The sequence below is a fragment of the Pseudomonas kurunegalensis genome (genome assembly GCF_030291635.1).
In the GTDB taxonomy this organism is placed as follows: domain Bacteria; phylum Pseudomonadota; class Gammaproteobacteria; order Pseudomonadales; family Pseudomonadaceae; genus Aquipseudomonas; species Aquipseudomonas monteilii.
Map to the genome: position 1 here is coordinate 2,793,677 of NZ_CP127871.1, position 11,850 is coordinate 2,805,526.

The following is an 11,850-nucleotide window of genomic DNA, read 5'->3' on the forward strand; positions in this document are numbered from 1 at the left end:
ATCCAGGTCTGAGCTATCGGGCGTTTCGCGCACCCGCTGGGCGCGGGTATTTCAATGGCCGCCTTTCATCCGTCGCGCCACCAGATAAATCCCCAACCCGACCAGTGCCGTCGCCGCACCAATGTAGCCGGTACTTGTCCAGCCCATGCCTGCGGTAATCGCCATGCCACCCAGCCACGGCCCCAATGCATTGGCCAGGTTGAACGCCGCATGGTTCGATGCCGCTGCCAGGCTTGGTGCTTCATGGGCAATGTCCATCAGGCGGATCTGCAGCGGCGCTGCCAGGGCAATCATGGTACCCACCAGGCCGATACCCAACAGCAGGCTCCACAGCGCCTGGGCGGCGAAGGTGAAGAACAGCAGTACGGCAATCGACCACACCAGCACCAGCCCCACCGCGCGGAACTGCAGGCGATCGAACAGCTTGCCGCCAGCGATGTTGCCGACGATACCGCCCACGCCGAACGCCGCCAGGCCGAACGGAATCCACTGTGGTGACACCTGGGTTACTTGCAGCATGGTCGGTGCCAGGTAGCTGAATACACAGAACATGCCGGCAAAGCCGATCGAAGCGATGGCCAGCGCCATCCATACCTGCGGGAGGGCGAAGGCTTGCAGCTCCTTGCGCGGGTCGCTGCGGACTTCGTCGTGGCGCTGGGGCACGAAGCGCCACACCAGGGCGATGGTGCACAGGGCAATCGCGCCGACCAGCACGAATGCCGAACGCCAACCGAAGTACTGCCCCAGGAAGGTGGCCACCGGGTTGCCGAGCAACATGGCCAAGGTCAGGCCCATCATCACCCGGGCAACGGCACCCGCCCGATGGTCCTTCGCCACCATGCTCGAGGCCACCACTGCGGCAATGCCGAAGTAGGCGCCGTGGGGCAGGCCGCTGATGAAGCGGAAGGCGACCAGGCCGCTGAACGAGGGGGCAAAGGCCGTTGCCAGGTTGCCCAGCGCATACAGCAGCATCAACAGCAACAACATGTGCTTGCGCAGCAGTTTGGCACCCAGAATCGCCAGTGCCGGGGCGCCAACCATCACCCCCAGTGCATAGGCGCTGATGGCGTGGCCCACCTGCGGCTCGCTCAATTGCAGGTTGTTGGCGATGTCGGGCATCAGGCCCATGATGGCGAACTCGCCGGTGCCGATGGCAAAGCTGCCCAACGCCATGGCGGCTTCCATCTTGGCGACGGTGGTTTTGCTGGGGAGAGGGGGGTGTTCCTGGACTGACATCGGGATCCTTACTGAAACATGCTGAAACGTTCAAGGCGGGATCATAGTCAATCTGAGGCTGTAACGTCGAGGAAACTGGCCGGCTTCCTCGCGCGTCTGTGGGGTTCAGGCAGGTTCTGCTGACGGGGTGGCGAATGCCTCTGGAACGGCCTGAAGACGGGCGTGCAATTGGTCCACGTAGGCTTGGGCGTGGTGGATGTCGGTGAACGACACAGGATGCCCGTCGATGATCACCTTGCAGCCTGCGTCCTGCTCATTGCGTACGATTTCAATCTTCATGCCGGCTCCTTGATGTTGTTCTGGCGCGGGCGAGGGTAGCTTAATTAGCTCCCTAATGAAAATGAATTAACCGCTCTAACTAGCGACTTACAGCGTTTTTCATCCATGGCCTGTGAGTGGAGTACAAGTGTGCTCCTCTCAACGCTCCAGGTAATGCGTCTGCGCGGCAAAGTCGATGAACCGCTTGCTGGCCAGCGACAGGTATTCCCCCGACCGCCAGCACAGGCGGAAACTCATCAGTTGCGCTGGCCGGAACGGCACCCCGACGATGCCCGGTGTGCGCTGCTGCACCGAGCGCAGCAGGGTCGCCACGCCCATGTTGTCCAACGCAGCCTGCACCACCAGCGAGACAAAGTTGCTCTGCAGCGCCACCTGGTAAGTAATGCCATGTTCGGCGAAGAACGCGTCCAGCAGGTGGCGTTGTACGAACGTTCGGTCGAACACCACCATGTCGGTATTGCGCAGGTCTTCCGCCGTGAGGAAGGCTTTGCCGGCATAGGCGTGGTCGGGGTGCATGCACGCCAGCATCTCGTCACTGCCCAGCAGGATCGACTCCTTGTCGGGCGGCACGCGCCTGGACTCCAGCAGTGCAAGGTCGATTTCACGCTGTTCAAGGCGGTGGCCAATGTCCTCGGCACTGCCTTCGAACACGGTCATGGCAATGCCGGGGTAGAGCTTGCGAAAGGCATTCATCAAGCCGGGCACATAGTGCAGGCCGAACATCGGAGGAATACCCAGACGCACTTCACCGCGTTTGAGGTCGGACATGTCGCGCAGTTCTTGCCGGGCGACATCCATCTCACGCAGGGCCGATGCAATGCGCGGCAGAAACTGTTCGCCTTCGGCGGTGAGGATCACTTTGCGCGTGGTGCGGTTGAACAGGGTGACGCCCAGTTCTTCTTCCAGCCGGGTTACGGCCATGCTCAGTGCCGGCTGGGCGATGTGCAGGTGCTGCGCGGCTTTGGTGAAGCTGCCCTGGCGTACGATCTCGACGCAGCAGCGCAATGCCTTGAGGTTCATTGAGGCGTTCTACCATTCATAACAAGCTGTGATGCTAAGCATCATAACAATATATTTATTATTATTAACCAGAGGGCCTACGATGCGCGCCACTGAGACATCCTGCAACATCTCAGTCACGCAGTGTAATCACGCTGCAATCCCACAAAGATTTTGAGGTAGTACCCCAAATGGCCAAGGCCGCCGATGTCGTTGTGCAATGCCTGGAAAACGAAGGTGTCGAGTATGTGTTCGGCATTCCTGGTGAGGAAAACCTCGACCTGCTCGAATCCCTGCGCAAGTCGAAGATCAAACTGGTACTGACCCGTCACGAGCAGTCTGCAGGCTTTATGGCCGCCACCTATGGCCGTCTGACCGGCAAGACCGGCGTCAGCCTGTCGACCCTCGGCCCTGGCGCCACCAACCTGGTTACCGCCAGCGCCTACGCCTACCTGGGCGGCATGCCGATGATGATGATCACCGGCCAGAAGCCGATCAAGAAGTCCAAGCAGGGCCGCTTCCAGATCATCGACGTGTGCGGCATGATGGACCCCATCACCAAGTACACCCACCAGTTCGCCTCGGCCGACAACATCCCGTCGCGCATGCGCGAAGCCTTCCGCCTGGCCGAAGAAGAAAAGCCGGGTGCGGTACACCTGGAGCTGCCGGAAGACATCGCCGCCGAGCAGACCGATGCACTGCCGATCCCGCGCAGCCTGCACCGCCGCCCGCTGGCCGAGCATGTGGCCATCGAAGCCGCTGTCGAGAAGCTGCTGAACGCCCGTAACCCGATCCTGGTGATCGGTGCTGGCGCCAACCGCAAGATGACCGCCAAGGTCCTCAAGCAACTGATCGACAAGACCGGCATCCCGTTCATCACCACCCAGATGGGTAAAGGTGTGGTCGACGAGCGCCACCCACGCTTCCTGGGTAACGCCGCCCTGTCGTCCGGTGACTTCGTGCACCGCGCCGTCGAAGCCGCCGACCTGATCATCAACATCGGCCACGACGTGATCGAGAAGCCGCCATTCTTCATGGTGCGTGGCGGTACTGAAGTCATCCACATCAACTTCCGCTCTGCCGAAGTCGATGCCGTGTACTTCCCGCAGGTAGAAGTGATCGGCGACATTGCCAACGCCGTGTGGCAGATCAGCGAAGCGCTGAACGACACCTCGCACTGGGACTTCACTCGCCTGATGGCCATCCGTGAAGCCAACGAAGCGCAAATCGCCGAAGGCGCTGACGACAACCGCTTCCCGGTCTACCCGCAGCGCATGGTTGCCGATATCCGTCGCGTGCTGCCGTCCGAAGGCATCGTTGCCCTGGACAACGGCATCTACAAGATCTGGTTCGCCCGTAACTACAAGGCGCACAAGCCAAACACCGTGCTGCTGGACAACGCCCTGGCGACCATGGGTGCCGGCCTGCCTTCGGCCATGGCGGCGCACCTGGTACACCCGGACCGTCCGGTGATTTCGGTATGTGGCGACGGCGGCTTCATGATGAACAGCCAGGAGCTGGAAACTGCAGTCCGTCTGGGCATGCACATCACCGTGGTGATCCTGCGTGACGACGGCTACGGCATGATCCGCTGGAAGCAGGCCAACATGGGCTTCACCGATTTCGGCCTGGACTACGGCAACCCGGACTTCGTCAAATACGCCGAAGCCTACGGTGCCAATGGCCACCGCGTGGAAAGCGCCGAAGGCCTGCTGCCGCTGCTGGAGCACTGCATCAAGACCCCGGGCGTGCATGTGATCGACTGCCCGGTCGATTACAGCGAAAACGACCGCATCCTCAACAGCGAGTTGCGTGAGCGCGCGCTGGCGGTGTAACGCTTGACAGGTACGGCGCCACCTCAAGGCTGGCGCCGTACCCTGGAGCGGATTGCGCTCCCTCCTTCCGTTCAGGAATCCCTTCTCTCAGCGATCAACCAGGGCCTGCAGACTGGTCAGGATGCTGTTGGCGTCATATGGCTTGCGGGTGACGGGCACATCCTTCAGATGCTCGGGAATGCTGATGCCGTCGCCATAGCCGGTAGCGAACAGAAACGGAATTTGCCGGCGCTGCAGTTCATCGGCGACGGAAATCGACGTCCCTGTTCCCAGGTTCACATCCAGTATCGCGGCGTCCGGTGTGCGGCTGCTGATCAAGCGCATGGCCTCATCCTCGGAGCTGGCGGTCATCACGTCCTTGATCTGTGCATCGTTGAGAATCTGCTCAAGGCCAACCGCGATCACCAACTGGTCTTCAAGGATCAGCACGCACAAGCCCGTCCTGGCGGCAAAGGCATCGGCTGCACGGGTAACCGGCGCGGCTGTGCTCGCAGGGTCGGCCGCTTCGGCCACGGACAGGTGTTTTGCAGGAATTCTGAACAACCCTTGCACGCCTTCGGCGTGATATTCCACTGTGCTGGTGCCACCCAGGTCGAACGGAATACTGCGTTCTATCAGCACCGAGCCAAAGCCATTGCGGCTGGGCGGGCGAACCGTTGGCCCGCCGCTTTCGCGCCAGGTAATGCTGCAGCCGTTGGTGGCGTCGATGGCCCAGCTTACGGCAAGCTTGCCGCTCGCCCGTGACAACGCGCCGTATTTGGCAGCATTGGTCGCCAGTTCGTGCAGCACCAAGGCCATGACCGAATAGGCGCGGGCATCCAGGATAACGTTCGGGCCTTGCAGTTCAATCACTCCGGAGGCGGTGCGGTAGGGTGAAAGCTCTGCCTCCAGCAGCTTGGCCAGTCGCCCGCCACCGTCACCGCGTACCACCTGGTCGTGAGCGAGGGACAGCGCATGGATGCGCCCCTTCAATGTCGCCACGTAGTCCTGCAGTGTCTGGCTCTCCGAGGTCGGGTGGGCAACCAGCGCGCCAATCAACGACAGGATGTTCTTGACCCTGTGGTTGAGCTCTTCATTGAGGATGCGCTGGCGCACTTCTGCCTTCGAACGCTCGCTGGCCAGCAACTCGCTGTTATACAGCACCACCTCGACAATAGCGGTACGGATGGCGTCGCCAAACTGGCGGTCCTGCTCGGTCCAGGGCAGTGACTGCTGGTGAACGGTTTCTTTCCAGATCGCGAAGCTCTTGCGTGGTGTCAGGCGGTCGCCCAGTGCGCCGCTGTCATAGGTCTTGTTCGGGTCCCCGGCCCAGTCGAGTGTCTCGACCACTTCCTTGCGGAAGAAGATCAGGTAATCCCTCGGCTGCTGTGACATCGGTATGATCAGCACACCCGACACATCGGTAAAGTACGCCTGGGCCGCAGGCAGCACCATCGACAGGCGGTTGGACGCCCAGGTACGGCCAGAGCTGACGATATCTGCCAGGCGCAGCAGGTCGGGCACCGCCGATTTGGGCGGCGTCAGCCCGGCGGATGACCAGCGGCCTTGCAGCGACATGCCGATGCCGTCGCAGGGGATCAGCGACATAAGCCGGGGCAGGCGCGCACGGAAGAACCCATCGATGTCTGCAGCCTGGTTGGCGTCAAGCAGCATACTGTCCAGCGCTTTGTGAACGTGCACGGCGGCTTCAAGCTTTTGCCGGCTGCGCAGGGTCTCGATATGCAGCGAGAAGAATTCGCCGAACATTTCCGCCGCCACACGTTGCCCCATGGCCAGTGTGCGCGGAGCATAGTGGTGGCAGGCGATCATCCCCCACAGCTCTCCGTTGACGATGACCGAAATCGACATGGAGGCCCCCACGCCCATGTTGCACAGGTATTCGCAATGGATCGGCGAGACGCTGCGCAAGTGCGCATAGGAAAGGTCGAGCGGCTCGCCCGAGGGGTCGAGCACCGGGTCGATGGCGACCGTCTTGAACTGGGCATCCGAGATCACCCGGATCGGGTTGCGCAGGTAAAGTGCGCGGGCCTGCTGGGGGATGTCGGAGGCCGGGAAATACTGGCCCATGAAGCTTTCGAGGTCGCTGCGCCTGGCCTCTGCAACCACTTTGCCGGCGCCGTCGGCACCCAATTGGTAGATCATCACCCGGTCGTAACCGAGCACAGCCCGGACAAAGCGGGCAGCATCGCGGAACAGCTTGCTGGTCTGGTCGATTTCGCGCAGTTGGGCGATCAGCGTGCGGGCCAGTTCGATCGGCTCGGCGATGCTCGCGCCAGCAGGTTCGAACTCGAGGATAGCCGTGCCTTTGAACAAGTGGGCGGCAATGTCGACAGCCTCGCCGCTGGGCAGCTTCACACCGAAGCTGAGCGCCGGCCGCGAGGCCTCCCGGGTGCGGGCCAGCGCGTTGCGCAGGGTATGTGCCACCTCATCCCCGAGCACCGCATGCAGCTTCTGGCCGTTGATGTCGCTTGCTACGCCCAGCATTTGTGCAGCATTGGCCGAATGACGCAAAACGACGGTGGCCGAGGCATCGCATGCCAGCAGGCAGCCATGGGGCTGGATGCTGCCGGGTATCTGAATAGGCTCGCGGTCGCAGTTGGTCAGGTTTACTTGGGGGTTGAATGTCATTGGCCGTGCCTGTGGGGGGATGAGGAGGCTGCCAGCAGGGCCGCCAACGTCAGCCTAGCAGGCATGCCGGCCTTTGGCATAGCGAGGCGAAAAGGGCTGTACCGGCTTATGACGGGTGTTCGCCTCGATCATCAGCGAACCCCAGCTCACGGATGAACATCGAAAACAGCTCAGGGTGAGACGAGATATTCAGTTTCGCGTACAGGTGGCGCCGGTGCACCTTGATGGTTTCTGGCGAGATGCCCAGCCGTTGCGCCATCGCCTTCGACGAATAGCCGCGCAGGATCAGGCGGGCAATTTCCAGCTCCCGCTCGGATAACAGGCCCTGGGCAAACCTGGCCAAGGCGTCGCCAACCGGTGGCTGTGCCGGCACCGAGATGCCGCTACGTGCCCAGTGCTGCTCAAGCAAGGCCAGCACCCAGGCACTGACCAGGTTCAACTTGCCCAGCTCTGCTGCGGTGAACGCACGGCGCATGCCTAACGACAGCGACAGCACCCCTTCGGGCAACTGCAACAGGAACTGCACTTCGTCCACCAGTACGTGGTTTTGAAAGTAGTTCTGGTAATAGTCGGTTTGCCAGAAGTGGTCCGGCGCCACTTCTTCGAGGTGGTAGCAACCACTGGCCAGGCCTTCGCGCGCGGCCTGGTAGAACGGATCGAGCAGGTACAGGCCGTCGAGGTAAAGCTCACCCGCAGCGGGCGCTGGCGCGGCGTCGTATTCCTCCAGCACGTGAGGCGCGCCCTGGGCCGCGAAGTGAATCACCAGCGCGTTGTCGAACGGCACCCAATGGCGCAGTACCAGGATCAGCTGGCGCCAGAAGCGCGGGCCGCCAATCTGCTCGATCGTTCTGGCCAGCGCGGTGTGGCCGGCCACTTCATGAAAGAGAATGTCCACGACAGCATCCTTGAAAGGGGTAAGGCATTGGCGCCCGGTTTGCCGCAGCTGTCAACGGGGGTACCCCTTAGTGGGAATTGCCCGGCAGGGTGACGCCGCATAGATTCCATACCCATCAAGCGGGCCGTCGAGCTCGCCATGCTTCGCTTTCTGGTTCTGCCTCCTGACACTAACAACAACGTGAGGATGAACAAATGACGTCCTGCAGTGCACCCGTCCCAGTACTTAAACCGACGCTGAGCGTCGCAGATGTAGTTGCCATTACCGTCTCTTCGGTAACCCCCGCCAGTTCGGTCTTCGTCATCGCGCCATTTGCCATCGCCCAGGCCGGTACCGGGGTCATATGGGCCTTCATGCTGGGTGGCGTGCTGGCGCTGATGTTCGCGCTTTGCTATGCCGAACTGGGCCGTGCGCACAGTGCAGCAGGTGGGGAGTACGTGTTTGCCAAACGGGTATTTGGCGGCATGGTCGGTTACGCCACCTTTCTTACCGTGCTGGCGATGCTGGTGTTCATTCCACCGGTACTGGCCACCGGGGCTGCCACTTACCTGAATGCAGCACTGGGCACCCAGCTTGACGGGCAGACGGTGGCCCTGGTGATTGTGGCCTTGGGTTACCTGCTGGGTATCCTCAATATAAAGCTGAACGCGTGGGTCACCGGCGTGTGCCTGTTGCTTGAGGTGGCGGCGCTGATGGTGATCGTGGTGCTGGGCTTCGGCCATGCTCAGCAACCGGTCAGCAGCCTCGTCAGCCCGCTGGTACTCGACAACGGAATCCTTCACGCGGCGCCTTGGGCGCTGGTGGTTGGCGCTATTGGCACGGCGTTGTTCTCGTTCAACGGTTATGGCGGCGCAGTGCTGCTGGCCGAGGACATGAAGTGCGGTGGGCGCGGCATCCCCAGAGCGGTGCTGTGGTCGCTGGTGCTGGTGGTGGCCATCGAAGTGATCCCGCTGGTTGCGCTGCTGATCGGTGCGCCCTCGCTGGAGGCGATGCTGGCTAGCCCCGACCCGATCGGCCACCTGTTGACGGCGCATGGCAACGAAACCCTGTCGCGCCTGGTGAGTGCCGGTATCTTCCTGTCGGTGTTCAACGCCATCATCGCCCTGGTGATCCAGAGCGGGCGGGTGATCTACAGCAGCGGGCGGGATGCGTTGTGGATGCCGAGCCTGAACCGCGCCTTTACCCGCATTCACCCCAAGTGGGAGTCGCCATGGCTGGCCACGTTGTTCCTCGCGGTGCCGTCTGCGGCCCTGACGTTCAGTTCCAACCTGGCGGAGCTCACATCGTTCACCGTGCTGCTGATCTTGTGCGTATACCTGGTCGTCGGCTTGTGCGCACTGTTCAGCAGAGTCCTGCGCCGTGACCGCGAGCACCCGTACCGCATGCCGCTCTGGCCGCTGCCGGCACTGGCCGCCGTGACAGGTGCCGGATACCTGCTTTCGACACTTTTGAGTTCGGCTTCACCCCGGGACATTTTCATCATCGCTGGCATTCTGCTTACCTCCGTGGTGCTGTACGGCACCTACGGCAAGTTGAGCCCAGCCTTTCAGAAACTTTAAGCGAGAGACATGATGCGAGCACGCGATTTCGGGATCACGCTGGGCCTTGGCCAACCAGGCCCGCACAACGCAATCACCGATGTACCTGGCGTACGGGTAGGCCACGCGACCCTGAACAAGGCCCATGCGGGAAAACCGGTGCGCACCGGTGTCAGTGTCATCGAACCCCGCGAAGGCCCGGCGCGTTATCAGCCATGCTTTGCCGGTTGCCATGTGCTGAACGGCAATGGCGATGCCACGGGCCTTGAGTGGATCCGAGAGGCGGGTCTGCTGACCACCGCCATCGCGACCACCAACACGCACAGCGTTGGCGTTGTACGTGACGCGATGATCGCCCATGAGCATGCAACCTTGGGGGACAGTTCGACCTACTGGTGCATGCCGGTGGTAATGGAGACCTATGATGGCGTGTTGAACGATATCTGGGGCCAGCATGTCAATGCAGACCTGGTTCAGCAAGCGCTGGGCGCTGCCCGCAGCGGGCCTGTGGAGGAGGGTGCGGTAGGCGGGGGTACCGGCATGATCTGCCATGAGTTCAAAGGCGGCATTGGTACCGCGTCGCGGGTACTGCCGGCAGAGCAGGATAGCTGGACGGTGGGAGCCTTTGTCCAGGCCAACCATGGCCAACGCCGTGAGCTGCGGGTGGATGGCTACCCCGTCGGCCGGGTGTTGCTCGATTTGCCTTCACCGTTCGAGCAGCAGGACACCCCAGGCATGGGCTCGATCGTGGTGGTATTGGCCACCGATGCCCCGTTGTTGCCGCATCAGTGCCAACGCCTGGCGCAACGTGCTGCGCTGGGCATTGCCCGCACGGGGGGCGGCACCGATGACTCCAGCGGCGATATCTTCCTGGCGTTCTCGACGGGCAATACCGGGCTGGCGCCGGCCGATTACAACCGCCGCGATCTGCCGATGACAGCGCACGTGGCGATGGTCAATAACGACCACATTTCGCCGCTGTTCGCGGCGGCGGCCGAGGCGGTAGAGGAAGCCATTGTCAACGCCATCCTGGCCGGTCGACCCATGCAGGCTGAAGACGGGCGGGAGGTGCCTGGCCTGGAAGGGGCGCGCTTGCTGACCGCGCTCAAGCAAATGGGCTGGAAGGCCCAGGATTGATACCTGGGTAGGCAGACGCCAGGAAAGGACGAGAAGGCGGCATGTGCCGCCTTTTACCTGTGGAGTACAGATGTGCTCTTGTCGATATGCCTTGAAGGCAAGCGGCGATCAATGGTCTCATCCGCACCTGAGCCAACTGGTATTGAACGATGACCCGCCCGCTGTTTGTTTCCATTGATGGGCCTAAAGGCACCGGCAAGACCACGCTGCTGGAGGCCGTTACCCAAGCCCTGAGGGTGGGCGGGAAAAAGGTGATCCGCCTTTGCGAAAAAAAGAGCGATCCCTACCGGGGCGAAACCATGGCGCTGGTCAACAAGCTCGCCAGAAACCCGTGCCGAGATCTGGAGTTCAGGGTGTGCGAGCGCTTCGCTGAAAGCCGCGCCTGGATTTCCCGGCACGTACTGCCCAAGCAGCCAGCTGACAGCATCGTCCTGATTGATCGCTGGTACCCCTCTGACGCCGCGTTTCGCCGCACGGTGCCGTTTGACCAGATCTTGCGATTGAACCTCGACCTCAGCGTGCAAGTGCCAGATTTGCATGTCGGGGTTGTCACTGCCCCTGAAACCTCGTGGGCAAGGGCGGCGGCACGCACGCGTGGCCTGGGCAGTACGGTGATACACAACCTGAATGAACAGGTTGCCTGCACCGAGGCTTTCGAGCGGGCGCTCGTAAAGCACGGCTGGGTGTTGTGCCGTAATGAAGGGGCCATCGAAGACGCGACACGGCAGGTGGTTGGCGAGATTGACCGCGTACTGCTAACGCGTTGAGCACTCGTGCGCCGCTGCGCAAGCTGGCTTGCCGGCACAAAGGCCGGCCTGGACAACCATGCGTGGATGATCAGGCGCCCTGGCGGTCGATATCACGGCGCAGGACAACCGACGTGGTAATGTCATCCACCGATTCGTGACGTGCCACGTTGTCGCGCACCTGATTGAGGTCGTCGATTGTCCGGGTTTCCACCTCAACCACCAGGTCAAGCTGCCCACTCACCGAGGAAACCCGCCGCACGCGTGCGTCCGTTGCCAACTGGTCGAGCAGCCCCATGGCAGGTGTGCGCTGCAAGGTCACCAGCAGTATCGCGCGTATGACATTGGCGTCTATTTCGCCGATATCCGCACGGTATCCACGAATGATCCCGCTGCGTTCAAGGTTGGCCACACGCTCGGTAGTGGCGCTTCTGGAAAGGCCTATGCGGCCGGCTAATGCCTTCAGCGCAATGCGCGCGTCCTTCGAAAGTACTTCAAGAATCTCACGATCTTTTGCGTCCAGTTCACGCATTGCACCACCTGATAAGCTCGCCGTC

At 61.8% G+C, this 11,850-nt stretch carries 10 protein-coding genes; 4 read left to right on the plus strand and 6 right to left on the minus strand.

Going from position 1 to position 11,850, the window contains the following annotated elements; genetic code table 11:
* Positions 1-51: 51 nt before the first annotated feature.
* The 3 genes from QQ992_RS12460 to QQ992_RS12470 all read right to left on the minus strand — a co-directional run bounded on the left by QQ992_RS12460 (position 52) and on the right by QQ992_RS12470 (position 2,535).
* Positions 52-1,236 (minus strand): MFS transporter, encoded by a 1,185-nt coding sequence (locus QQ992_RS12460; RefSeq protein WP_286113620.1) that lies wholly within the window; start codon positions 1,234-1,236, stop codon positions 52-54.
* Between the two features lie 105 nt (positions 1,237-1,341).
* Complete coding sequence (locus QQ992_RS12465; RefSeq protein ID WP_286113622.1) at positions 1,342-1,515, minus strand: hypothetical protein; 174 nt, start codon at positions 1,513-1,515, stop codon at positions 1,342-1,344.
* Between the two features lie 138 nt (positions 1,516-1,653).
* On the minus strand, positions 1,654-2,535 hold the full coding sequence (locus tag QQ992_RS12470) for a LysR family transcriptional regulator (protein ID WP_105948200.1): 882 nt from the start codon (positions 2,533-2,535) through the stop codon (positions 1,654-1,656).
* Positions 2,536-2,705: 170 nt separating this feature from the next.
* On the opposite strand from QQ992_RS12470, the gene QQ992_RS12475 reads away from it, so the two are divergent.
* Entirely contained in the window at positions 2,706-4,349 is a 1,644-nt protein-coding gene (locus QQ992_RS12475; RefSeq protein WP_105948199.1) for an acetolactate synthase large subunit, read from the plus strand.
* Positions 4,350-4,436: 87 nt separating this feature from the next.
* Here the strand turns inward: QQ992_RS12475 and QQ992_RS12480 are convergent, their stop codons facing one another.
* Positions 4,437-6,977 (minus strand): HWE histidine kinase domain-containing protein, encoded by a 2,541-nt coding sequence (locus QQ992_RS12480; protein WP_286113623.1) that lies wholly within the window; start codon positions 6,975-6,977, stop codon positions 4,437-4,439.
* A gap of 106 nt (positions 6,978-7,083) precedes the next feature.
* Positions 7,084-7,872 carry a helix-turn-helix transcriptional regulator gene (locus QQ992_RS12485; RefSeq protein WP_105948197.1) on the minus strand — a complete coding sequence of 263 codons (789 nt, stop codon included), beginning with the start codon at positions 7,870-7,872 and terminating at the stop codon, positions 7,084-7,086.
* Between the two features lie 194 nt (positions 7,873-8,066).
* On the opposite strand from QQ992_RS12485, the gene QQ992_RS12490 reads away from it, so the two are divergent.
* The 3 genes from QQ992_RS12490 (at position 8,067) to QQ992_RS12500 (ending at position 11,314) form a co-directional block, all read left to right on the plus strand.
* Positions 8,067-9,431 (plus strand): APC family permease, encoded by a 1,365-nt coding sequence (locus tag QQ992_RS12490; protein ID WP_286113624.1) that lies wholly within the window; start codon positions 8,067-8,069, stop codon positions 9,429-9,431.
* Positions 9,432-9,443: 12 nt separating this feature from the next.
* On the plus strand, positions 9,444-10,547 hold the full coding sequence (locus tag QQ992_RS12495) for a DmpA family aminopeptidase (RefSeq protein WP_286113626.1): 1,104 nt from the start codon (positions 9,444-9,446) through the stop codon (positions 10,545-10,547).
* Positions 10,548-10,696: 149 nt separating this feature from the next.
* Entirely contained in the window at positions 10,697-11,314 is a 618-nt protein-coding gene (locus QQ992_RS12500) for a dTMP kinase (protein WP_286113627.1), read from the plus strand.
* 70 nt (positions 11,315-11,384) lie between these two features.
* On the opposite strand, the gene QQ992_RS12505 is transcribed toward QQ992_RS12500, so the two are convergent.
* On the minus strand, positions 11,385-11,825 hold the full coding sequence (locus QQ992_RS12505; RefSeq protein ID WP_016714074.1) for an Lrp/AsnC family transcriptional regulator: 441 nt from the start codon (positions 11,823-11,825) through the stop codon (positions 11,385-11,387).
* Between the last annotated feature and the right edge of the window lie 25 nt (positions 11,826-11,850).